General features: G+C 43.8%; 14 protein-coding genes. 4 read left to right on the forward strand and 10 right to left on the reverse strand.

Translation table 11 applies throughout. The annotated features are described in order from the left end of the window. Positions 1-136: 136 nt before the first annotated feature. The 5 genes from ACVHUV_RS00445 to ACVHUV_RS00465 all read right to left on the reverse strand — a co-directional run bounded on the left by ACVHUV_RS00445 (position 137) and on the right by ACVHUV_RS00465 (position 13,264). Positions 137-4,492, reverse strand: a complete 4,356-nt coding sequence (locus ACVHUV_RS00445; RefSeq protein ID WP_462085744.1) for an endonuclease — start codon at positions 4,490-4,492, stop codon at positions 137-139. 60 nt (positions 4,493-4,552) lie between these two features. Then, positions 4,553-7,285 (reverse strand): 5'-nucleotidase C-terminal domain-containing protein, encoded by a 2,733-nt coding sequence (locus tag ACVHUV_RS00450; protein ID WP_462085745.1) that lies wholly within the window; start codon positions 7,283-7,285, stop codon positions 4,553-4,555. A gap of 629 nt (positions 7,286-7,914) precedes the next feature. After that, positions 7,915-10,758: an S-layer homology domain-containing protein gene (locus ACVHUV_RS00455; RefSeq protein ID WP_462085746.1), complete on the reverse strand. Its 2,844-nt coding sequence runs from the start codon at positions 10,756-10,758 to the stop codon at positions 7,915-7,917. 456 nt (positions 10,759-11,214) lie between these two features. Continuing rightward, on the reverse strand, positions 11,215-12,504 hold the full coding sequence (locus tag ACVHUV_RS00460; RefSeq protein ID WP_462085747.1) for a nucleotide sugar dehydrogenase: 1,290 nt from the start codon (positions 12,502-12,504) through the stop codon (positions 11,215-11,217). A gap of 37 nt (positions 12,505-12,541) precedes the next feature. Next, positions 12,542-13,264, reverse strand: a complete 723-nt coding sequence (locus ACVHUV_RS00465) for a WecB/TagA/CpsF family glycosyltransferase (protein ID WP_462086956.1) — start codon at positions 13,262-13,264, stop codon at positions 12,542-12,544. Positions 13,265-13,483: 219 nt separating this feature from the next. Between ACVHUV_RS00465 and csaB the strand changes: the two genes are divergently transcribed. From csaB to murJ, 4 genes are all read left to right on the forward strand, one after another. Beyond that, on the forward strand, positions 13,484-14,605 hold the full coding sequence (csaB, locus tag ACVHUV_RS00470) for a polysaccharide pyruvyl transferase CsaB (protein ID WP_462085748.1): 1,122 nt from the start codon (positions 13,484-13,486) through the stop codon (positions 14,603-14,605). 2 nt (positions 14,606-14,607) lie between these two features. Beyond that, a complete protein-coding gene (locus ACVHUV_RS00475; RefSeq protein WP_462085749.1) occupies positions 14,608-15,252 on the forward strand; it encodes a glycosyltransferase family 4 protein in 645 nt (214 codons plus the stop codon). Next, a complete protein-coding gene (locus ACVHUV_RS00480) occupies positions 15,249-15,785 on the forward strand; it encodes a glycosyltransferase family 4 protein (RefSeq protein ID WP_462085750.1) in 537 nt (178 codons plus the stop codon). The genes ACVHUV_RS00475 and ACVHUV_RS00480 overlap by 4 nt, the downstream gene beginning before the upstream one ends. A gap of 119 nt (positions 15,786-15,904) precedes the next feature. Further along, positions 15,905-17,416 (forward strand): murein biosynthesis integral membrane protein MurJ, encoded by a 1,512-nt coding sequence (gene murJ / locus ACVHUV_RS00485; protein ID WP_462085751.1) that lies wholly within the window; start codon positions 15,905-15,907, stop codon positions 17,414-17,416. A gap of 780 nt (positions 17,417-18,196) precedes the next feature. Here the strand turns inward: murJ and ACVHUV_RS00490 are convergent. The 5 genes from ACVHUV_RS00490 to ACVHUV_RS00510 form a co-directional block, all read right to left on the reverse strand. Then, a complete protein-coding gene (locus tag ACVHUV_RS00490) occupies positions 18,197-20,251 on the reverse strand; it encodes an S-layer homology domain-containing protein (protein WP_462085752.1) in 2,055 nt (684 codons plus the stop codon). 291 nt (positions 20,252-20,542) lie between these two features. After that, positions 20,543-21,553, reverse strand: coding sequence for a C40 family peptidase (locus tag ACVHUV_RS00495; RefSeq protein WP_462085753.1), 1,011 nt, complete (start codon positions 21,551-21,553; stop codon positions 20,543-20,545). Between the two features lie 25 nt (positions 21,554-21,578). Beyond that, on the reverse strand, positions 21,579-22,334 hold the full coding sequence (locus ACVHUV_RS00500; RefSeq protein WP_462085754.1) for an S-layer homology domain-containing protein: 756 nt from the start codon (positions 22,332-22,334) through the stop codon (positions 21,579-21,581). After that, positions 22,286-23,470 (reverse strand): S8 family peptidase, encoded by a 1,185-nt coding sequence (locus tag ACVHUV_RS00505; RefSeq protein WP_462085755.1) that lies wholly within the window; start codon positions 23,468-23,470, stop codon positions 22,286-22,288. Before ACVHUV_RS00505 ends, ACVHUV_RS00500 begins: the two co-directional genes overlap by 49 nt. Positions 23,471-23,548: 78 nt before the next feature. Beyond that, positions 23,549-25,036, reverse strand: a complete 1,488-nt coding sequence (locus ACVHUV_RS00510; RefSeq protein WP_371391180.1) for an N-acetylmuramoyl-L-alanine amidase — start codon at positions 25,034-25,036, stop codon at positions 23,549-23,551. Between the last annotated feature and the right edge of the window lie 105 nt (positions 25,037-25,141).

Below are 25,141 nucleotides of genomic sequence, written 5' to 3' on the forward strand. Positions count from 1 at the left end.
TCTCCTCCTTATCACTTAAATCGTATTACCAATTCACAAACAAACTACCAGACAAGTGTATGTTTACTATGTTGCGTATATTCATCTTGTCGAAAAGTAGGTAAAGAAAAAGCCGACTTCGTCGACTTTTCTTGGTTTATGAAGCAAGTTGCTCAAATGAAGTTTGTTGTTGTCCCCAAATTTTTGTGACCCATTCCGGATGGTCAATAAAAGGATTGCGGTTGCCTTGCCATCTGTAAATTGTATTGTTGCGTTTCATTTCAAACTCATCGACTGGGTCTTGTAGGTGCCATTGAAGAAGAACTGATAGTTTTCCGTGATACGGAGCGCTACCGTTGTTCAGTTTTTCATTTAACTCCAAATCTACTTTGTCGCCTTTTTCATAACGAGTTGCCATGTAAAATAGCATTCTAGCGACATCACCTTTTACATGGTCTGGTGCTTCCCATGAATTCGACGTGCGTTTGCAACCGTCGCAATTGTTTACAGGGCTTCCGCCGTTATCAAAATCAAGGTTTCCTCTTGCGCTATTCACTTGGACATCTGTCGGTCGTAGGTGATGAATGTCTGTTCCTGGACCCTGCGACGTGCCAAAATCTCCATGCGACTTCGCCCAGACGTGTTCTCGGTTCCAGTCACCTACATTACCGCCATTTTTGTTTTTAGATCTTGAATGACCGGAATAAAAGAGAATGACATTATTTGCGTTATTCGGGTCTTCGTCTGTTTCACGTAGCGCTTCCCACACTTGGCTATATGATAGTTGTGTATGTCCGCTAATAATTTCATGAAGTGCATCTTTCAATGCTTGCCCTTCTTTCCCGCGAGCGTTTTTGTAGTAGTCGTCGCCAGGCACAGCTTCAGCATTTACCGTTACAGTGAAGCTTGCTGTCGCTGTCTTCTCCCCATCCGTTGCTGTTACACCAACAATATGGGAACCTTCTTCTAACGTAAGTGTCAGCGTATTCCCGTTGACAGTTCCTTTCGTTGCTGTGAAAGAAAGTTCATCTCCGTCAGGATCGGTGAAATGTTCCTTAAGCTCGATTGTAACTGTTTCACCGACAGTTACAGTTTTATTTGCAATCGGCTGTGTAATGATTGGCGCATTGTTCTCAGGAGAGAAAGGAGGAACCCCAATGGGCTCCCCTTTCGAGTTGTAGAACTTAATGTTTTCTGGATTTGCTCCATTTGTGAATTCTACTTCTTGAATGTACTCAGCGCCGCGCACTTCGGATACATTCGTGCCGTCAATGATTAATTTCAACGCTTCATTTCCTTTAAAATCGACAATTCCTCCAGCTTCAGTAGGCTTCACAGTAACAGGTGTTGTCGCGAACCCTGCACCGTGGAATTCCGCGTATGCACCTGTGAAGAGGACGCCTTCCGTAATAACGGATGTCTCATCTAGTGACACCGCTACACTCGGCTTTCCAATCTTCAAAAGTTTCGTTTTGAGGTTTGTGAAGTTGTACGTCACTTCCGCCTTAGTTGGCGTAGGTGTTTCTTCTTTGTTAAAGTCTACTTGAACTAACACTGGATCGTGGTCACTCGCTCGGCCAGCCATGTCAGTAAAGTCTGCGTTAATGTGTAAAATATCAACTTCTGTTTTTGCTGCGAGTTCATTGGAAATGAGAATATGATCGAGTACTTGTGAGTTTCCTTGATAGACATACGTATAACGGTCGGACGTCTCAACTTTGTGAATCATATTCGTCATGTATTCACCTTCGTGAATTTTCAACGCTTCTGCAAATTGGAAATCGTTGAAGTCTCCTAGTGATACAATGTTCGCTTCTGGATTTTTCGTTTTCACATCAGCCACGAAATCGTAGACGATTTGAGCGATTTTCTTACGTTGTACTTCACTACCGTAAACAGGAGGTTGCTTTGAACCGAATAGCGGTGTATCTCCTGATTTGGAGTTCCAGTGGTTGGCGATAACGATGACGTTTTCACCTTGGAAGTCAAATTGAGCTGCCAATGGCTTACGGCTACGATTGAATGCCGCGTTCGTCGGGTCGATTCTTCCTGGGTTGTGCGTCAGTTTACCGTTTTCGTAACCGACAGCAGTTGTTGCATCACCTTGAGGACTGCCTTCTGTCAATGAAACACGTGCAGGGTTGTATAAGAAACCAACACGGATGTTTGCATTAGGTTGACCGCCGTCTTCGTTGTATACAGGGTCAATGTTGACGTATTCATATTGCACGCCGCCAGCTTTAACAATCTCAGCGATTAATCGCTCATAGCTTTGATTTGCTTGAGGTCCTCCCGCATCAGGGCCGTTATTGTCTTGAACTTCTGTAACACCGATAATGTCAGGATTTTGCATGTCTATAGCAAATGCTCTTGCCAGTTTTTGTGCTTTTTCCACTGTAGTTGTTTTCGTATTATTCGAGAAGTTTTCTAGGTTATAAGATGCAATTGTCAATTTATCGTCCGCTTTAACAATTGTTGTCTGTTCAGGTGTCGCTTCTCCTTTTACATGCGCAGCTTGCATATCCGTTAACGTCGTGTAAATTTTGTAGTTTTGGAATGAATAGCCGACGACACCTGTTAAAGGTCCCTCGAATTTATCACCCGTGGCGACTTCAAAATCTCTCGCGTCTCCATTCGGCTCCAATCGGAACTGAATACGGTTTGCGTTCGCATTCTCTTTTTCTAGTAAAACGCCACCGTGCAACGTGTTCGTTGGTGCACTTTCCAACACCGTAACGATATCTCCATGTTGTTGTGGAGCGACCGCTTTCACATTCCCCACTTCAACGCGCATCCCTTCAATACTTTCCCAGAAGTCCAATGCGTCTACTTCCGGATTGAAGATTGCTAGGTTATCGCTGTCGATAAACTCTGTTGGTAAGTTTGTTTCATCGATAATGATTGGAGCAGGTAATGGAACGTTCTTTTGAAGTACCGTTACATTTCCACCTTGGTCGTCACGTACATTGATTTGCGTAACTTTCATATCCGTTTGTTGACGATCTGAGAACCCATCGATTGCGTATTCGCTCACTTTACCCTTAACGGAGACTAGATCTCCCACAGTAATCGGCCAAGAAGTTTTTCCACTGTACAGTATTATCGCTTCCGAAGTGTTCGGATTATCATCAGCTTCAGCATCTGGCGTTTGGATATGGTAGTAATGTGAACCACTTAGCGTAAAGTGGTAAGTGACGATACCTTCGATCCCTTCAACGTTTTGACCGTCAAATGGAGACGTATGGCTTTCACCTTGAATATCGTGAATGCGAATGGCATCGGTAATGTTGTAATCGTATGTGACGACATCACTATAACGACCCTCTGTTGTTTTGACGACCGCTTTTAAGGTTGTACTTTCGGTAATGTCAATTGGTTCTGCATACGTTGCACCATTTTCGATTGGATTTGTTGTATCCAACGTATAAAGGATTTCGGCATCCTTTGTACTCGTTGTCAACGTAACCGTCGTGCCGCCAACGAACGTCCCACTACCTGGATTAGCGACAACCGGTTGGACTACTGAACTGTCTAGAATTATATCTTGGACAGAACGTGGAATGACTTGATACGTATTATCGAATTGTTGAACAATACCTGTTACTGAGTCATATAGGCTTCCAACTTCTAAACCAAGCGAATTGGACTCATCCCGTACAATGAATTCAGAAGTTCCATCGGTAGCTGTATAATTTGCCCATCCAGTTCCATCTTGGACAGACAGAATTTCAATATTTTCTGTTTTGACAAGAAGGGATTCATTGTCTTCATTTACTTCAGCACCCGTAATGACTTTTGGTGCTGGCTCTCCGACTACTGTTGGTTCGCCAACGATTGTAGCACCATCTAATTGTAAAAGCCCTCGGTAATCAGCTATCTTTCCAGTAAGCGTTACTTCATCGCCGATATTGATGTTTAAACTCGTTGGGCGAACTGCAATGCCGCCTGTTGCATCTTGAACGGAGATTGTGTTCTTTAATTTTGCTGCTACTATCCCCTTAATCGTTACAGACGAGTCGATACTTTTTGTACGAGCTTCAGCAATAGGTATGACTGTAGGATTTTCAGGCTCGGGATTAGGATTGTCATCTGCTGCAAACTTAATTGCTGTAGGACTTTTTAGGCCCGGACCACTAAAATACTTTTCCAAGCTTCCAGACACATCTACTTTTTTATCAAGTAATCCGGGATTAGATTTCAAGCCCCAATCTCCACGATAGGCAGTAGTTAGTTGGACAAACAACATTTTAGTAGTGTCGGTTTCACCAGGTGTATCTGCTAGGGCAAAGTTGTTGTCATCAGGAAATCCTGTTCTAATTACACTAGTATTACTTTTAGTGTAACCAACTATATACCCTCGGACAGTAGCTTTACCTGTGTTGTTTGCTATCGCCTCAGCAACACTTATAAAATCATTTGCTTTAACAATAGGGACATTCGGTAAGAATAAACTCAGTATGAGTATAAATACTAAACCAATGTTTAGTATTCTTTTGGGCTTCTTAGTCTTCATTTCTTCTACTCCAATCGATACTTGTATTTTTATTCTAAAATGCAATCCACTCGATTAGTATTATTCAATTATTATTTCGCCATCAACTTCAATTCCGTTAAAATTGAAAATTGATCCTTCAAGATTTGTTAAGATTAGGTTGCCTGTTACTTTGATATTTGAAAAAGAGATTGTTTCTGCGGCTGTTCCGTTGAATGTCAAATTACCTCGGACGACAGCATTGCCTAATGTCAACATTTCCGTAATATTGACCGTAACATTACCGTTATATACTTTTGGTTCATCCACTGTGCCTGAGAAGTCATCCCCATTATAATCCCCGCCAGGATATTCAACTGGATTTTCTTCTGCAATGTCGACAATTCGACCTTCAATTTTGGGATCTACATTTCCTAATGAAACGAGGTGGTCTCGGAAATTCACCCAATCAGATTGCCCAAGATCTGTTACTCTTCCTTCGTTATATGCTTTCTTAAAGACGTCAAAACCGTCTCCACCTTTAGCTGTGAAAGCATTTGTAGCGATTGTGTACATTACATCATCTGCAATTTCAATGAATAAATCGTTTCCAGCATCGTATTCAACAGAAACAACTCGCTCACCGACTGGCTTTGAAGAGTCAAACTTCACTCGTGCACCCGATACATGCAGGAAACCACCATTTTCTTTAGGATAGTTTCGTAAGCTCGTCTCAAATGCTTGTTTAATTTCACTACCTGATAGTCTCATAGTCGCTAGCGTGTTTCCAAACGGTAAAACGGTAATCACTTCACCTACTGTAATAGGACCTTGGTTAATACCTGCACGAATTCCCCCACCGTTTTGCATTGCCATAATGACACGTGTATCGTATAGCTTTGCTTTCGCTAGCATACCGTCCGTAATTACGTTTCCAAGCGGTGTTTCGTTTCTCCGAACGCTGTTTTCTTTCCCTCTTGGATTTTCCAAAGCTTTTACTGCCACAGCACCTGTCTCTTCATTTTTAATCGCATCAATTTTATCAGAGTACTTCTTTAGTAAATTTACAGCTTCTGGATCATTGGCTTTATCACCAATTTTTATTAATTCACCATTATGTTCAATGACAACTCCGTTTTTATCAAATGCAACATCCAATGTCCCTAAGCTATCACCATATTGACCTGCTTGTACAATGATCGTCGGTTGTTGCTTGTCATTAATGAGGACTGGGTCTTTAAGTGCCGTATGGCTATGTCCACCAACAATTACATCAATGCCTTCAACCGCTTTTGCTAATTCAAGATCATTGTCAATTGCTGGATTATCATCGTAGCCGATGTGTGTAATTGCCACAATCTTATTGACACCCAATTTTTCAAATTCCGCTACCATCTTTTGAGCTTCATCGATATAATCCGAGAATGTAATTGCCCCCGGGTTGGAAATATCGGCTGTGTCCGCAGTCGTTAAACCAAATATACCTACTTTTTCGCCGTTCACTTCTTTAACGATACCTGTATAAATATTGCCGTTTAGTTTGTCTTTATCGTCTGCAATTCTTGTATTGAATAAGCTTGTAAACAACTCGTCTTTTGAGAAATCTACGTTAGATGATACAAATGGGAAATGAGCACCTTTGATAAAGTCTGCTAATGCTTTGTGTCCTTCAGGTGAGGCACCTAAATCGAACTCATGATTTCCAAATGTCATTGCATCTACTTTCATTAGATTCATGAATTCCAAGTCAGCTTGACCTAAAAACTCATTGAAGTATAATGTTCCGGAAAATACATCACCAGCGTCAAGTAATAACGCATCAGGCTTTTGGGTACGCACTTCTTTAACTGCTGTTACCCTCTTTGCCACATTATCTAAATGTGCATGAGTGTCATTAAAATGCATTAATGATAAGACAAAGTTTTCATCTTTTACAGGTGGTAATGGATTTTCCGCATAAAAATCTACAATAACAGTAATGACAAGTTCTTTTGCCATGTTGCCTGCTTTGTCTTTCGCTCTATACGTAAGAGTATACGTATCGGTTTTCAAAGTGTTCACTCGGTCAACAACTTTGTTAGCGCTGTCACGAATGATAACATCAACTTTCACATCACCGTCTTTATCGTCTGTTGCTGTTACCGTTGGAAGAGTGAAATGCGCACCGAAAATTAAGCTGAAATTCGTTGCTCCATCGTAATGTAAAACAGGTGCAACCGTGTCTGCTACCTCATTAGAAAGATAGTCTTTTCCACGATAAATAAATAATGCAAACTCTCCTCGAGTCACCGACTGCGTTGCACCAAACATTGTTGCACTTTTCCCTTTCGTCAAGCCGTGTTTTACTAGTGCATTGACATAGGGTGCCCAATTTGCATTGACATCTTTAAATTTTGTCGTCGTTCCAACTTCTGTCTCTAATTTAAGAGCTTTAGATAAAATCTTTGCCATTTCTGTCCTTGTAATCTCATCATTCGGTGCAAATGTCGTTTTACTTTTCCCCGAAAGAACACCAGCTTGATAGAGTGCGTTCACAGCACCTAGCTGCCGATCATTTACATCCGTAAAAAATGAACTTTGTGCATTGCTCGTATTTAGACCAAGTGCTTTTGCCATCAATACCGCTGCATCACCACGTGTTAATGTATCAGAAATACCAAAATACCCATTCCCCGTACCTTTCGCAATCCCCTTTGCCGCTAAGTAGGACAGAGCATCCGAATAAAGATTTGTTAAGTCCTTATAATCCGCTGCTGCAGGCGCGGCTGCCGACGCTACTAATGCCGCAGTAGCTGACATCGCAATAAAACTACGATACTTCTTTGTCTTCGACATGATTCCTTGAGCCCCCATCATTAGTATTGAACACCAATGTTTCCGATGATTCCCATTGATTGTATCAAACTTTAGTAGGATTATCTACACAACAATTTAAATTATTCGTAAATTTAAAGTAAAACTTTTGTCGCATAATGTCGAATTGCTATCTATATTTGGTTTTGGAGTAATTCAATAGACTTACTGATTTTATGTTAATCAAGGTAGCTAATATTTTCAAACACGAAAGCCCTACCTAAAAATCACATTAGGTAGGGTTAATTATAACAATGCATTGGCAAGAAATTTTTTGTTCTTATCGACTAGAATAATATGAGATACGTAAATCACATTTTTTTTGGGTAGGTTCCTTCTCCTATAAATATTCCATGCCAAAAAAGCTTTGTTATCGCATGTTGTGAATAGCCAGTACTCCTCCAGTCTTTATGGAATGTTTTAGTAGACTACCATAATACAAGAATTGAGGGGACCTTTCTTTATGGTACCTACAATTCCTTATGAGACAAGGGCTTAGAATTATAAAATTCATTCAAGTCAAAAAAATCCTCTAACCAATTTACAGTTAGAGGATTTCTAATAATAGTTGACGAAAATAGTGTTATATTACTTATATTTTTCTACAACAATTATGGTGCAGTTGGTGCAGTAACTTTGAATTTAACAGATACTGACTTACCATCTAATAGGTATGAAGCAGTAAATGTATCGCCTTCACCAGCATTCTGAATATCTACTGTTGTAGTACCATTGTTCGTTACAGAAATAGCTTGAGCATTATCACTGTTGTCTTTAAGGTTTGTGATTGTAATTTTTGGATCGATTGAAGTCAAACTAACTCCGTATTGATCAGTTACTTTAAGAACTGCTTTTAATTTCGCAGCATCCCCTGCTCCAGCCAAGTCGGTAGTAGCAACAGTTGCAGTACCATTTTTAACAGCTGAAGTAAATTCGATTATATCTGCTTTAGGTGAAATTGCAGAAATTGCAACTTCTTTAGTAAGTGTTGTTGGTGCATCAGCGCCATCAACTACAACTGAAACTTTAGAAGTGATTTCCGGAACATCGAAAGTATTCTTAATATCAGCTTCAGAATAAACAGCATTTAGTTTCCCGTTGGAATAAGTAACAGCTTTTGTATCCGTAATTACAGTATAATCACTTGCTGGTAGGATTACTTTAGTTCCATCAGCTTTAACTCCATAAACATTTAGCGCTCTTGTATGAGTAGTCTCTGTTCCGTCAGCATACAATGTTGCAACGTCAGCTAACTCATAAGAAGTATAAGCTGATTTTTCAACAGTAGTAAATGTAACTTTCAAAGGACTAGTTACTACATCTTCAAACGCCGGTGTTGTAGCACCATTTGATTTTTGAAGTGTGAATGTAACTTCTTCTGTTCCTTTTGTTAGACCCGTAATAGTAATTTGCGCATCATTTCCGTCAATGTTACCAGCTACTTCTACAGCACCTTCAGCAGTATCTTCTGCAACGATGCGGTATTTACCAGCTGCAGCCGTGCTAGAAAGTTTGTCTTTAAGATTTACAGTACGACCATACTCGTCTTTTACAACGATATCAGCAAGACCAATTTTCACTACACCATTTTTAGCAACAGTTGTAGTTACGTCTTTTAAGCTTTCAATTGTTACAGGGTTAGCTGCTTCAACTACATTCAAGTTCAATTGAGATACTTTGCCATTGAATGAAGCAATGATGACTTTAGTACCCTTTGAATCTGGAGTGTATTCGATGTATGCATCGCCTTTATCATCAGCTTTGATAACCGGTGCATTAGCACCGTAAGTTCCAGAGAAAGTTACTACTGATTTTAAGTCTTTCTCTTTAGTGATAGCATTACCGAATTGGTCTGCAGCTGTGAATGGAATCTTCACAGTATCTCCAGCTGCTACGATATCTACAGGTGCAGTCATAGAGAACACGTCTAATTTCGGTGAAGCTTTTACTGTTAATTCGTATTGCGAAACTTTACCAGTTGACTTTGAAATAGCAGTAATAACAGCTTTTCCACCATGAGAAGCATTATTACCAAATGTTAATGCTAAACCAACTTGGTTTTTATTCTTCCCTTGTTTATCAGAAGCAGCACCAACTTTAATTAGTGACTCATTAGAAGATGTAAATAATACGTCACTATTTACTTTAGCTGCAGCAACAGGGTTGCCATACTGATCTTTAACATCAACTAATAGTTTAAAGTCAGCAATAGTTGAATTTCCAGCTAGCTCCTTGCCGTCAGCGTGGTAAACACCGTTAAATGAAACTGTATCAGCAACTGCTGCATTAGTAACAGTTAACGTTCCAGTAACGACTGTGTTTGAAGCAGAGTTAATTCCCGTAACTACTACTTTATCGCCTAGTTTTAATTCTGCACCAGAACCAGTTTTGGTAATAGTTAGAACACCTTTGTTGTCATCTGTAGCAGTAAATCCTGCCATCGTGTTCCAATCGATGCTAGTAGCTATTGGAGATTCAGTAATATTTTCACCGTATTGGTTTGTTACTCGGTAACCAACAGTTGCAGTAGCATCTCCTGTTTTAGGTGCACTCTCACTAAGAAGCTCAATTTTAGCAACGTGTTCGTTTACCACTTTAACTGAACCTGTTAGTTTTTCTTCTGTCAAGCCAGTAACATTTACAGTATATTCACCTTCAAATAGTTTACTAGCTAATTCAAGTTGAACAGATTTTTTATCATCTGAGAATGTTGTTTTAGCAACATTAACTGTTGTAGTACCTTTTTTAAGTTCAAATTTAGCTTTTTCAGTATCAACAGCTTGGTTAAATGTTACTTCAATAGTTTTTGCGTTAGTTGCTTTAACTGATGTCAAAGCAGCTTCACCAACTACTCCACCTTCAGCACGGAACATGAATAGAGCGAACTCTCCACGTGTTAGCTTTTCAGTTGGAGCGAAAGTTGTTTCAGTTTTACCAAGAGTGATACCAGCTTCTTTAAGAGCAGAAACATAACCGATCCAGTTATTGTTTACATCTTTGAAGTTAGCATTTTCTTTAGCAGTTAGCTTGTAAGCGTTAGCCAACATTTTCGCCATTTCTTGACGAGTGATGTATGCAGCTGGGTCGAATGCTGTAGCCGTTTTACCGCTAGCGATTCCAGCTTCAACGATTGCGTTTACAGAACCTGCAACGCGCGCGTTAACGTCTTGGAAACCTGCATCTTTTGCGTTTGCAGTGTCAAGTTTAAGAGCGTTTGCGATCATGACCGCGGCGTCACCACGTGAGATGTTGTTAGAAGTACCGAAAGTAGTTTCAGTCGTTCCGTTAGCGATACCGTTTTCTACTAGGTAGTTAACAGCGTCTTGGTAAGCTTTGCTTACGTCCGTGAAATTAGGTGTTGCTGCTGAAGCAACTGGTGCGATTGCTGATGCAACTAGTGTTGCAGTTGCAGCCGTAGCTACAAACTTTTTGTAGGCTTTTGGTTGATGAGCCATGTGTAGAATTCCTCCCTATTATGTGATAACAATTTATTAAAGCTATCATACGAATCTAGTGATGTTCCTAGATTCACTATGAATTATACCAACTATGTGCACAATAATCTACTTTTTATTTTAATTAAGTCATAAATACTATGTTTAATAGATTCATACGACTAATTTTAATAGAAGTAGGGCGATATGCACAGCCGGTCCTTTCGCTCTTTTACAATTATAGCAAACTTCAAATATAATACAAGAAAAATGAGTGATATGTTCTGAACAATTACTAACTTCTGATAGAATGGGCTTTAAAACGACTTTATCGGGTGGTAGATTTTGTTTTGAAACGGCATTTTGCTTGTAAATTAGCTATTTTTAAGAGAATGTTCACTCGATTCCTAAATAAAAAACCGTACGATCCGTTATGGGTCCGTACGGTTTTCCAATACACTGATTAACTTCCTTCTATTACATAGGACTATTTTTCGAATCCCCTAGCACATACACTTCGAATCCTGCAGCTTGCCATTTTTCACGATCGATTGCTTGTTTCGTGTCGATGATGATTCTGTGTTGCATGATGCTTGCTAGTTTTGCTGGGTCCAGTTGCTTGAAGTCGTCGTGATTTGTCAGGATGACGGCTGCGACTGCACCGGTTAGGGCTTCTTCTAAGCTTTGTGTTTGGACTTCGATATTGTTTGTTTTGATGTGTGGATCGTAGGCAATCACGTTTAGGCTTTTCTTTTGGGCTTCTTCGATGATGTTCAGGGACGGGCTTTCGCGCATGTCGTCGATGTTGCCTTTGAATGCGAGGCCGAGTACCGCCACTTTTGCATCATATGTGTCAATGCCTTTTGCTTCTAGAATTTTGCATAGCATGTCAACTGTGTACGCTGGCATGCCGTCGTTTGTGTTACGTGATAGGTTAATGATTTTTGCGATTTCCGGGTTCAGTTCAACGAGGAACCATGGATCGACGGCGATACAGTGTCCGCCTACACCAGGTCCTGGCTGATGGATGTTCACTCGTGGATGGAAGTTCGCAAGTCGGATTGCTTCCCAAACGTTTACGCCGATTGTTGCACTTAGTTTCGCAAGTTCGTTTGCGAGTGCGATGTTGACGTCACGGTAGGTGTTTTCCATTACTTTGACGAGTTCAGCTGTCGTGTCGTCCGTTTCGTGCATTTGTCCTTTGACGAATGAACGGTATAAGTCAGATGTCATTCGCGCGGATTCCTCGTTTACGCCGCCGATGATGCGGTCGTTGGAAACTAATTCTTCGAAAACACGTCCTGGAATTACGCGTTCTGGTGAATGCGAGACAAAAATGTCTGTCCCAATTTCTAGACCTGTAGGAATTAATTCAGGGATGACGACATCTTGGACGGTACGTGGTGGCACCGTCGATTCAAGAATGACGAGGTTCCCTTTTTCCACGAATGGTGCGATCGCTTTGGATGCGCTTCGGATGTATTCCAAGTTCGCTGTTTTGTCTTCTTTTATTGGTGACGGTACGGCAATGATGAAGACGTCTGCTTTTACAGGTGTTGTTGAGACAGTGAACGCTTTTGAATCGATTGCTTGGTCGAGTCGTTCTTGCAATCCGTTCTCTTCGATATGAAGTCTTTTGTTGCGAATATGCTCAACGACGCTTTCATTGACATCAACGCCGTGTACTTGGTGTCCCTGGTTGGCAAACATAACTGCAGTCGGTAGGCCAATATACCCTAAGCCGACGATGCAAATTGACTTTTTCATAAACAATGACTCCTAACTATTTTTTAGTGGTTCCTATTCAGTTACTTCTATTAAATAATATGCGCAGCAGGAACTTCGGTAGATTCATCTGTCGCTTGATGCGCTTTGGATCGCTTGCGAGACGGTAGAGCCATTCGGTTCCGGTGTTGCGGAAAGCGGCTGGTGCGCGTTTGACGGTTCCTGAGAAGACGTCGAAGCTGCCGCCGACGCCTTGGAATACTAAGACGTTTTTCAACTTGTCCATGTTGCGTCGAATCCATAATTCTTGTTTCGGGCTGCCGAGTGCGACGAAGATGATTTTTGCACCGCTATCATTAATGCGCTTTATGAGTGCTTCTTCATCTTGTTCATACCCGTCTGTCGTGCCGGCAATCCTAATTGTTGGATGTTGTTGTTGAATATTTTTGGCTGCTTGTTGAACGACTTCTTGTTTAGCGCCGTATAAATAGACGGGATGTTGTTCGTCTGCGGCGAATTTTAGGAGTCTTGCCATCATGTCGACACCGGTGACGCGTGAAGTGATTGCTCCTTTTTTCAGCTTGGACGCAAGCAAAATGCCGACGCCGTCAGCGATTTGGAACGTTGAGCCGTTGATGAGGCTTTTCACTTCAGGATTCTTTTGCGCGGTCATCACTTTTTCGGGGTTGACGGCGATGATTGTGGATTGGAGGTTTCCTTCCATCCGTGTTTTGATTTCTGAGATGATGCCTTCATATGTAAGTGGCGACACGTGGACGCCTAGGTACGTTTCTTTCATAATTATAGACCTCGATTCGTTCGCTTTCAATTGTATTAGTATAGCAGATACCCAAAGCGGTTGCATAGCTATCCGAAACAAGATAAAATCTTGATAGGACAAGCATTCCACCCAGATGTGGATGTTGTGCGTTTTTTCGCATGGTTACCGGGCTGTTTTGAGGAAGTGTGTTGGTGGTATTAACTAACGGGACAGACCCGATTGTGTTGAGGAGGATATTCATTGAAAATAGTGATTTCAGGCTTTTATGGGCTTGGTAATACAGGTGATGAGGCCATTTTAAAGGCGATTGTTGATAATTTGCGTGCTGAACTTGATGACCCGGAGTTGACGGTGTTTTCCCTTTCGCCAGAGAAGACGGCGAAGGAGCATGGCGTCAAGTCGGTGTATCGTGGGTGGCGCCATGAGAATAAAGAGAAAGTGAAAGCGTTACGGAATGCGGACTTGCTTATTTCAGGCGGTGGCGGTCTTTTACAAGATACGTACCCGACGAAGTTTTTGTTCGGGCCATTGCCGTATTATTTGCTTATCGTGTTGCTCGCGAAGTTGTGCGGGACGAAGGTGATGTTCTTCTCGCAAGGGATTGGGCCGGTGACGAGCAAATGGGGCAAGTTCCTTATGCGTATGCTTGCCAATAAAGCGGATTTTGTTACGGTGCGAGATGCGTATTCAAAAGAGTATTTACATAATTTGAAGGTGACGAAGCCGGAGACGGTCGTGACGGCGGATATCGTGTTTGCGTTTAAACCGACAGAAGATCATGTTGCTTATGCATCACTTGGTTTGAAAGGTGATGAACGGCTTGTTGCGGTAGCACCTCGTCCGTGGTTTGAACATGAGGATGAATATATTGAGAAGTTAGCGTGGGTGCTTGATGAATTGATCGTACAGCGCGGGGTCATGCCGGTGTTCGTGCCGATGGAGCCACCGTATGATACGAATGTGTCGAAGAAAGTGATGGCGAAGATGAAGCATCCGGACAAGACGCGCTTGCTTGGTGATTCGTTTACGCCGAATGAGTTTTATAATTTTGTCTCGAAAACGGAATTGACGATTGCGTTGCGGTTACATGCACTGATTTTCGCCGCCCTTTCCAATGTACCGCATATCGGGTTGAGTTACGATCAGAAGGTTGAGAGCTTCTTGAAACGTTCAGGGATGTGGGACCGTTCCTTCCCATTGGGCGATTTCACAAAAGAGGGTTTGCTTGAAAATGCATTGCATGTGCTCGACAATCAAGCGGAGACGAAAGAGATGATTGCGCCGAAAGTGGATGTGTTACGTCAGGAAGCTTTGCGCAATGTGGACTTATTACGAGAACGCTTTTTAGATGGAGGACGTTGAATTTGAAAATTTTATTAGCGACTGCTTATGATTACCCTCATTTAGGAGGTTTGTCGGTTCACTTGACGACGTTGAAGGCGGGTCTGGAATCACGTGGCCATTCGGTTGATATTGTGTCTTTTTCGGATGTGCCGAAGTGGAAACGTGATGGGGTTGTACGTGGACCGGCGTTTGTGTTGAATAAAGTGAAAAAAGGTTCGGGGTATGTATGGACGTTGAAGCGCCGAAAAGATGAGTTGGAAGCGTTGATTAAAGAGAAGGTTGCGAGCGGCACGTATGACATTGTGAACGCGCAAGATGCATATACGGCGTTGGCTGCACTTGAGTCGGATGTCCCTGTCGTCAGTACGGTGCATGGGTATTTGACATTTGAAGGGATTTCGAAAGGGACAGTTGTTGAAGGGTCTCCTGAAGCGGATGAATTGATGGAAGCGGAGCGTAAGTCGTATTTGGCAACGCGTGAAGTGATTACGGTTGATACGCGTATTAAGGAATACATTGAAAAAGAGACCGGCGTTGTCGGGAATATGATTAAGAATTTCATTGATGTAGAGTCGTTTAAGCCTGAGATTGAGCGTCGGAATGAATTCCGTGCGAAATATGGTTTTGAGCAAGAGGATCAGATCTTTTCGTACCGCGTCGTTTGACGAAGAAAAATGGCGTCATCTATCCGATTTTGTCGTTGCCTGCAGTGCTTGAGAAATTCCCGAAAGCACGCGTAGTATTTGCGGGGACGGGCGAGATGTTGGAGACGATGAAGGAGAAGGCATCTGAGCTTGGTGTGGCAGATCGCGTAACGATGGTCGGCGCTGTTGACCATGCGGATATGATTGAGTATTATGCGCTGAGCAACGTTGCGCTTGTGCCGTCGATCTATTCTGCTGGAGTTGAGGAAGCTACGTCGATTTCCGCGTTGGAAGCGATGGGTTCCGGCGTTCCGTTAATTGCTTGTGCGGTTGGTGGATTGAAGGAGATTATTGAGGATGGGACAGATGGATTGCTTGTTGAGGAGCAAAACGTTGAGGCGTTGAGCGATGCAATGATCCGTTTGTTGGAAGATCCTGCGTTTGGTCAGCAGTTGGCTGATACGGCGCGTGCGAAAATTGTCGCGGAGTATTCTCATTTTGCGGCTGCTGAGAAGTATGAGTCGATTTATAACAAAGCGTTAGCGCAAAAATAATGGATGATGTGATTGCCCCCTGCCCTGGCCGGGGGCTTTCTTCTGATTGAGGGCTTGTGGCTGAGTGGGTTGGTGCATTTGGTACAGTTGTCCATTGAAGAGGTTAGGTGGTTGTGGCGATGAGTAAGTTGAAAAAGGCGGCTTTGTGGACGGCATTGCTTGCGATTGTGTTGAAGGTTTCGGGATTTGTCAGGGAATCGATTGTGGCGAATCAGTTTGGTGCTTCAGCGGAGACGGATGGGTATTTTTTGGCATTCGGGTTCATTACGTTAGTTGTGGCAATGATTTCGACAGGATTTAATAATGTGTTTTTGCCGATGTATACGAAGAGTCGAGCGGCGAATCCCAATCATGATGACCGAAATGCGAATGCATTGTTGAACTGGACGATGATTGTTTTCGTGTTTGTTAGTTTGTTTGGATGGTTTTTCGCGGAGTGGTTCGTGCCGTTGATGTATCCGGATATGTTGCCGGAAACGGAGCCGTATGCGGTACAGATTACGCAGACGTTTTTTGCGTTTATTACGATGATTGCTTTGAGCGGGTTGCTCGATTCGTATTTGCAGTCTCGGCGGATTTTTGTGCCTTCTCAGCTGGCGAAGTTGTTGGCGACGTTTATGTCTGCGTTGTTTGCGATTTTGTTCAGTGATGTGTGGGGCATTTATTCGTTAGTGTACGGGTTTGTTGCGGGGACTGTGATGGGTGTTATTATTCAGGTCGTGGCGCTTGCGCGATCGGATTATAAGTGGCAACCGGTGTTCCATATGGAGAAGACGTTTGCGAAGGCGTTTCTTGTGTTGATTATTCCGTCGTTGTTGAATTCGGTTGTTGGTCAGGTGAATTTATTCGTGAACCGAGCATTTGCATCGGGTACTGAAGCGGCGGCTGTGACGTATTTGAATAACTCGTCGTTGATTGTGAGCATACCGAATGCGATTTACGCGACGACGTTAGCTGCGATTATTTTCACGTTGATGAGTGAGCAGACGGAGCAGTTGGCGAAGTTTAAAGATACGGTGTTCCGCGGGATGGAAATTTCGTTCGTGACGTTGTTGCCGATCGCGATTGGATTGCTAGTTGTCGGTGATGCGGTTGTTTCGTTCGTTTATGAGCGCGGGAAATATACGGCGGATGACGCAGAGAAGACGTATATTACGTTGTTGTTGTATTTGCCGATTATTGTGTTCCAAGGGATGCAGCTCATTTTGTCGAAGTCGATGTATTCGCGCGGCAAGACGGCGGTTGTGTTCCGGATTAGTGTGACAACGATTGGGATCAACTTTTTGATGAACTGGTTGTTGGTCGATAAGTACGGCTACCCTGCCCTGGCGATTTCGGCATCTGTTGTGAGTGTGTATTATTTTGTGGTGTCGATGATTGTTGTGTATAAGGATTTAGGGATGGCTGAGTTGAAGCGGTTCGGCCGGATGAGTGCTCGCGTGGTCGGCCCGGCGATTGTGATGGGGCTCGTTGTGTGGGGCGCGAAAGTCTTGTTGCATGCGGGTGAATGGTATTCGCTGATTGAGTTGGCGGTGCTTGTGCCGATTGGGGTTGTTGTGTATGTGGCAATGATCCGGTTGTTTTATCGGGAAGGGTTTAATCGATTTGTTGGGTTGTTGCGGAGGGGATAAGTGATTTCTCTTCGTTATGCGGAGTTGCTGCTAAGTATGCGGAGTTGCTGCTAAGTATGCGGCGTTTGGCGAAGTTATGCCGCGTTTGCGGGATTTATGCCGCGTTCTGACGATTTATGCGGCGTTTGAGGCATTTATGCTGTTTTGGCGGAGATTATGCGGCGTTTGGATTTCTTTGTTCCGCGGAGATTTGCTTTTTCTAGATGATTCTTGTCGCGCCTAATGGGGTTTGACAATTTAATGGGTTGGTTTTAGGGAATTGTGATTTGCCTGGGTTATGCGGCGTTTGGCGAAGTTATGCCGCGTTTGAGATGTTAATGCCTCGTTCTAATGAGTTATGCCGCGTTTGAGGCATTTATGCTGTTTTTGCGGAGATTATGCGGCGTTTGGATTTCTTGTATCGCGGGGATTTTCTTTTTACTGTACGACACCAGTCGCGCCTAATGGGTTTTGACACTTTAATGGATTGGTTTTAGGTGATAGTGATTTACCTGGGTTATGCAGCGTTCTGGGGCATTATGCGGCGTTTGGAGAATTTATGCAGCGTTTGAACTGTTTTTGCCTCGTTCTGACGAGTTATGCCGCGTTTGCGAGAAGAATGCCGTGTTTGGAGAAGTTATGCGGTGTTTGGATTTCTTGTATCGCGGGGATTTTCTTTATACTGTATGACTCCTGTCGCGCCCAATGGGTTTTGACACTTTACTGGTTTGGTTATAGGTAGGACTGCATTGTAAAAAGGCACTTTCTGTTCGGGTTTGAACAGAAAGTGCCTTTTGGTGTTTAGTGTGTGTTTAGTTCGTTTAGGAGGTCGCCGCGGATCCAACCGAATTCGATGTGGTTGCCGGTTGCGTCTTTTAGGACGGCGTCTGCGTATACTTTGTACCAGATGTAGCCGTCTGAACCTTTTTGTTGTTCGACGATGGCGACTGGGTAGCCGCTTTGGCCGCTGCGTCCTAAATCTTTTGCAGCGAATGAGAACAGTAGCGTTTCAGACGAGACAACGGGTGCTGTTCGGACGTTTAACGATGTGCTGACGTTTGTCATTGCTAGACGGTAACGCTGAATGTCTCTGCTGCCCATCGCTTTGTCGGTACGCCACATGTGCCCAGCGATTTTTGCGCCCCATGTTGGATCGGATGCGTAATGGACGTTGAAGCCTGATGTTTTATTGCCAGGTACTGCGCCTTTGGCATATGCACGTCCTGGAATGCCATAGTTTTTGTTCGCGTATTCCAAGACGAAGGCTTCAACGCTTCGTTGTGGTGTTGCGTACATTTCACCGGCTTCCGGTGTGCTGTCGAATACTTTGATGCCGAATAAGTTGTTTTTCTTTTGTGCGTTTCCGCTCATGCCGAAGTCACTTTCGTGCATCGCTGTTGACAGGATGAACAATCCGTTGACACGGTGTTGCGCTTCCATTTCTTTAATGTGTACACCGAGTCCGATGAGCTTGGACTTGACCGTTGCGTTTGCGTATCTTGCTTGGCCTGTGTTTTGTTTTTCCGTCAAGATTTGCATGATGAATGCGTCAATTTCTTCCTTTGTGTAGGACGTTGTAGAACGGATAGATTGGAATTGGAAGTATGGGTAATGCGTGCCTGCCACTTTTCCGTATCCGTCATAGAAATGGACGCCGTCTTTTGAATAATACCTTGTGCCGATCGTCATGAACGATGGAACTGGACCGATGCTGTACGCACCGTAACGATGTGTTAAATAGTTGTACGTGTAGTGCAGCAATTCGTTGTTGCTGTTTCCGATGTAGTAATCTTTGGATGATGAAATCGCGACGGGAACGAAGTCAATTTGACTATGTTTCACGTAGCCGACTGTGTCTGCGACTTGAACTTTCACGTAGTTTTCCGCGTATTCCAGTACGCCGATTTCACGTCCTGCTTCGATGTACGTCAATTGTGTGCCGAATGATGGGCTTGAGTAAATGACGGTGTTATTGCCGAGTGGCCCTTGGGCAAATGCCATGCCACTTTTAATGCGCAATAGTTCTTTGCCTTTGTAAATGCCTTCCGCTTTCGGGTTGGCGTTTAATGCTTGCACCGCTTCAGCGTACGTATTGTATTTTTTGTCGAGCAGTTTCATAGAACCGTTTTCAACGATTGAGAGCTGGAACTTCTCCGGATCTGCAATTGGTGGTTCTGGCTTTGTCGGTTCTTCAGGTTCTCCTGGATTTTCCGGTTCTACCGGTTTTTCGTGCGCTGTTTTGAAGGCTAGGAACCTGCTAAGTACAGCAGCGACTTGGTCACGTTTTGAGATGCCAGCCGGATCAAATGTAATGATTTTACGTGTCGGATCGACATACGTTCCATTCATGATGCCAGCAGCGAAAACTTTCTTCGCAGCGCCAACTCCTTCTGCTGAAGCGAAGCTGTTTTGATCAGTCAGCAAGATTTCATCCGCCACCACTTCGATGTTCAAAAAGGTGATTGCTCTCGCTGTCGTGACGGCCATCTCTTCCCTCGTCATGAGTTTCGTAGGCATGAATCGACCATCCAATGTCCCTTTCATAATGCCGCTTTTTTGGATGGCGCCAATTTCGCCGGCAATGGCGGATGATGGATTCACATCTGTGAAGTTTGGTGTTTCAGCTTGCAGTTTTAGTGTTCGTGCTAGGAATGCGGCAAAGTCACCTCGGTTGACGTCCGCTTTCGGATAGATTTTGCCGTCTGTAAATCCTTTGATAATACCGAGTGAAATCATTTCACGGACTTCTTTTTCCAATGTCAGTCCTGTCAGTTCATCTGCTGCTTTCGTCGTTGCTGGAGACAGCTGGATCAGCATCATGAGGATGACGAGCATTGATGCGAGTTTGCGTTTCATGGTTTTCCCCCTATAAATAAGGCATTCTCTTTCTTCAACGTTGAATAATGTGATTCTACGTGTCTACTAGCATACTAATTATACGCTACTTGTTATTCAACTGTTGCTTTCTTCTTTCTACTTATCGGTCTCGTAGACGTTATTTTAATAAGCGAAGTCATTCTGCTTGGATGGCGATTAATTTGCATCACTCGATTCTACGATTTTAGTGAGCTGATGATTTTTATGCTTTGCTAGCTATTCAACAGTAACGTTCTATCGGTCTCGTAGAATTTCACTTCAGTCGACTGTTCACTTTGCGTGAATGGCACTGTAGACCGCTGCTGTGAAGTCCGCGCGTGTAACGCTTTTTGTGAATTCGTACGTTGGCGTTTGGAAGATGCCGGTTTTGTCGAAATGTTTGAGTGCTTGAATGGCGTTTTTTGCCCAATACGTTGGCGGAATGTCTGCGTAATCAGATGCGATTTGGACTTCCCCGCCTGCTTTCGCTTGCAGTTCAAATGCTCGGTCGACGATGACAGCCAGTTGTGTGCGTGTCAATGTATCTTGTAAACCGAAGTGTCCGTTCTCGTAGCCTCTTAAAATTCCTGCTTCGTTCATCGCCGCGATATGGACGGCAAACTGATGATTTTTATCGACATCCGCAAATACGACATCGGTTGTCGGTGTCAATTGCAGGACGCGGTTCAAGATTGCCGCTGCTTGCCCACGTGTAATCGTGTCTTCAGGTTTGAATTCATCGTTCGGGAAGCCGTTGATGATGCCTTGTCCGCTTAAAGCGGTAATTGCTTCGTGTGCGGGATGTTGTGTGTTGACGTCGACGAATGATTTCACGGGTTCCGTCGGCGTGCTATTGCCTAGTAACCGTTTTGCGCCGACGTATTTTGGCCCCCAGTACGGATGTCCGGCTAATTTGGCGACAGCGACTCCCCGCTTTTCGTTTTCAGCGGAGATGAACGTGTTGTCGCCTAAGTAGATCCCTGTATGCGAAATGCCCGGTTTGTATGTGTCTTTGAAAAATACTAAGTCGCCTGGTTGCAAGTTTTGTTGGTCTACTGGCGTGCCATAGTTAAATTGCCCTTCTGATGTACGCGGTAGCTTTTTGCCAAATTTGTCATACACATAGACGATAAAACCGGAACAGTCGAAGCCTTCTTCAGGTGTATGGCCCGCAAATTTGTATTTTGTTCCTTCGAAGCTTTTTGCGAAGTCTGCGACGCTTATTGCGGACGCTTTAGCCGGTAGTGTGCTGAACAAGGTCGCGATCACAAAAAACAACAGTACTGTTTGAAGTTTTTTCATGGGGGTGCATCCTCATTTCCGTAGGTTATTGCTTGAACGCGTCTTCTTGAACACGCGCGAGGAAGACGGCGAAGTCCGCGCGGTTCATGTAGTCGTTCGGTTTGAATGTTTTGTCGCTGTAGCCGGTCGTCACGTTCGCGGCGACGAGGGCGTTGATGGCGTTGTAGGCTGCCATGGACGGGTGACAATCAACGAAACGATTTTTCGTGTCGGCTTGTAGGGCGAACGCTTGGGCAATGAAGATCGCCATTTCACCACGTGTCACTTTTTGGTCCGGTTTGAAGGTGCCATCTTTGAATCCTGAAATGATTTTCGCTTCTTTTAGTTGCGCGATGTAGCTCGCTGCGAATGAAGAAGGTGAAACGTCTTTGAATGATGTTTTATTCGTCGTTTCGGTGTAGCCTAATGCTCGGCAGATGATGGCTGCGGCTTCCGCTCGCGTAATTTGTTCGTACGGGCGCAATGTGCCATCGGGGAAGCCTTTAATTTGTTGCTTGTTTGTTAGGAAGCCGATCGGACCCGCAAACCGCTGGGTGTTGTTGACGTCTTTAAATGCCGGTTGTTGCAAGGATAAGTAGATTTTCTCGGTAAAGTTCGTGCCTTGCTCGGTTTTCGTTGTGACGCGTGCTTCAACCGTTCCTGCAACACCATACAGTGTCCATTGGCCTTTGTCCGTTTGGATGATGCCATTTCCTGTTACTGTAACTGCTTTTGGACCGGTGTATTGTAACGTCAGTTGGCCGGCTTGGCGGTTTTGTGTGAATGAAATGGTGTTTTGCAAGGCTTGTTTGTATTCGACAAGTCCGTGTCCGAAAACGTCATCTCTTCCCTTTGCCCCAGATCTTTCGCTGAATGCGCGAGGAGTGCGCGCAATTCGACGTTCGTCATGTTCGGGAAACGTTCCTTATAGAGCGCAAGGACGCCGGTCACATGCGCGGCTGCCATCGATGTCCCGGTTAGTTGTGTATAACCGTCCGCTTTGCCGTCTTCGAAATCCCATTTCATCGGGTATGTACTGAAGATTTTATGGCCAGGTGCAGCGATTTCGACTTCTTTTCCTGACGCGCTTCTTGGGAGCTTTGTCAAATCCGCTTTGACGGCGGAGACGGCGATGACGGAATCGTATTTTGCTGGATACATGACGACACCGCTCGCTTCATCGCCATTGTTCCCTGCTGCTGCGACGATGAGGATGCCGCTGTCGTATGCACGTTTTAATGCTTGGCGTAGTGCAGGATCGTCTTTGTCGGTCGTGATGCTTAAGTTCAGGATGTCAATTTTGTTTTTAATGGCCCAATCAATGCCGTCGATGAGGCTCGTTGTCGTCCCGATGCCGAATGCGTTCAATGATTTGATGCTGTAAAGATCGACGGACGGTGCGATGCCGATGAGTCCGGTTTGATTGGCAAGTGCTGCGATGATGCCCGCAACGTGTGTGCCGTGGCCGTTGTCATCATCGTACGGTGTGCCGATTGCGCATTCAACGTCGATTGCACAGTAGCCGTCTTTCACTTTGATGTCACGGTGTTTGACGTCGATTCCGGAGTCAAGCACGCCGACTTTCACGCCCTTCCCTGAATATGGGGATGTCGTGTTCCGTGCGGTGTTAATGAGTGCACTGGAAGGAATGTCTTTTTCGCCTTCTTTTTTGTATTCGCTATCTCGCTGGATAATTGTGTTATTGAATGTTTGTTTGATAAGGTATTGTTCGTCATCTGTTAATTGTGCCGAAATGATTTGGAATTCCGGGTACGTTTTTTGGATGGCGATCCCGTTTACGTGCATGAATTCAATGAGTTCGGTTTGGTTTTCGCTGATGAGCAAGTACTTGTCTGTTTGTGCTGTTGCATGCGCTGGGAGCTGCATTGTAATGAGGAAAGCCATTACGAACGCAAATGCTCCGATGAATTTTTTCATTGCGGTCACCGTCCTGTTTGCAATTTACCTATAAAAGAAGCCCTCTAGAAAAGAGATTCCAGTAGGGCTGTTTGGCTATTACTTTTTAGAAGGTTTTGCATTGTATTTTGTGTAGTAAGGCATAACGTCATCGCGTCCTTCGAAGTGATACAAGTAGTCAAGTGAGCCAAGGTAGACAGCTTTTGCCATTGTTTCACGGTGTGAAGGAGATTTGATGTATGCTGCGTCTGTTTTATTGTCAATAAAGCCGACTTCAATCAGTGTTGCTGGCATGGAGTTTTCACGTAGTACGTGCAGTGATTTGCTTTGTACTTTACGGTTTGGTAAGTTCCATGCTTCGAGCATTCTGTTTTGGATGTATGTTGCAAGTGCTCTCGATTCTGTAACGTTCGCATTTCTTGCTGCAGAATAATAGTACGTTTCAAGCCCGGATGCTTTTCCGTTAAATGCATTGGCATGGACACTTATGAACATGTCTGCTTGCTGTTTTTTTGCGAAGCTTACACGCTCCTGCAATTCAAGGAATACGTCTGTTTCTCTTGTTAGTTTAATATTGATCGGTGTGCCTTGGAAATATTTTTTTGCGCGTTTAGAAATATCTAATACGACATCTTTTTCACGCATGCCATTGCCTGCTGCACCTGGATCTTTTCCGCCATGGCCTGGGTCAAGGACAATTGTGATTTCGTTTAGTGGCTTCTTGCCGACGATAACATCTTCAATGACATCGATCGGGTCTTTAATGTTGCTAATGTGTGGCTGGTCCGTTGTTAAGAAATTGCCGTGAATGAAACCGTAGTCGTTACCGATTTTTGTGTATACCCATTCGCCGACTTTGTATTGAACGTCAATCGGGTATCCTCTGAATAACTTTTTAGTGACCGAGTAGTTTGTTGAAGGGCCTGTACGCATGTTGAGTACATCGTCGTCCCCTACTTCAACGTACATTTCGGATGAAGCTAAGTCATTTGCTTTCACTCTGAATTCCGCGTTGACTGCTCTTGCTAGGAACACGGCGAAGTCTCCACGTTTCATGAGGTCTTCTGTTCCGAAGTTCCCATTGCCTGTCCCAGCGGAAATTCCTTTTGCGAGGAATTCTTGTGCTGCGGCGTGTGTCGTATCGGATTTATATCCGAATGCACGGCTGATGAGTAAGGCCATTTCTCCACGTTTTAATTGCTTGTCCGGCTTGTATGTATACGTGCCGTCTGCTTCTTTGTAACCGAAGATGATGCCGCGATTGACGGATTCTTCGATGTAACCGGATGCAAAGTGATCCATGTGTACATCAGAGAAGCGCGTTTCAACGGGCGTGCCTGTTAATTGAATTGCTCGTCCAATCATAGCAGCTGCATGTGCTCGTGTCATCGGTGCATCTGGTTCATATCGGTTGAAAATATCCGCGGTTGTAATATTACCCTGTTCTAAATACGTAATTTCTTTGTAAGCTCTATGTGTAGATGTTATGTCCACAAATCCGGAAGCAGCTGAGGCAGGTTTGACCGTGAAAAGTTCGAATGAAAAAATCAATACGAACGACAACAGAAATAAAACACTTTTTTTCATTGAATAACTGTACTCCTTTGTGGAAAAATGTTTCTTTTAGTCTAGCATACCGCTTTACATATTAATATGTTTCATTCGTACTAATTTCAATTTTTTTGGGATTTC

The organism is Sporosarcina saromensis, from assembly GCF_054901285.1.

What these genes read in the sequence shown, in the direction of transcription:
- ACVHUV_RS00445 (WP_462085744.1), bottom strand. Translation starts at nt 4,492, where the DNA reads ATGAAGACTAAGAAGCCCAAAAGAATACTAAACATTGGTTTAGTATTT.
- ACVHUV_RS00450 (WP_462085745.1), bottom strand. Translation starts at nt 7,285, where the DNA reads ATGTCGAAGACAAAGAAGTATCGTAGTTTTATTGCGATGTCAGCTACT.
- ACVHUV_RS00455 (WP_462085746.1), bottom strand. Translation starts at nt 10,758, where the DNA reads ATGGCTCATCAACCAAAAGCCTACAAAAAGTTTGTAGCTACGGCTGCA.
- ACVHUV_RS00460 (WP_462085747.1), bottom strand. Translation starts at nt 12,504, where the DNA reads ATGAAAAAGTCAATTTGCATCGTCGGCTTAGGGTATATTGGCCTACCG.
- murJ (WP_462085751.1), top strand. Translation starts at nt 15,905, where the DNA reads ATGAGTAAGTTGAAAAAGGCGGCTTTGTGGACGGCATTGCTTGCGATT.
- ACVHUV_RS00490 (WP_462085752.1), bottom strand. Translation starts at nt 20,251, where the DNA reads ATGAAACGCAAACTCGCATCAATGCTCGTCATCCTCATGATGCTGATC.
- ACVHUV_RS00495 (WP_462085753.1), bottom strand. Translation starts at nt 21,553, where the DNA reads ATGAAAAAACTTCAAACAGTACTGTTGTTTTTTGTGATCGCGACCTTG.
- ACVHUV_RS00505 (WP_462085755.1), bottom strand. Translation starts at nt 23,470, where the DNA reads ATGAAAAAATTCATCGGAGCATTTGCGTTCGTAATGGCTTTCCTCATT.
- ACVHUV_RS00510 (WP_371391180.1), bottom strand. Translation starts at nt 25,036, where the DNA reads ATGAAAAAAAGTGTTTTATTTCTGTTGTCGTTCGTATTGATTTTTTCA.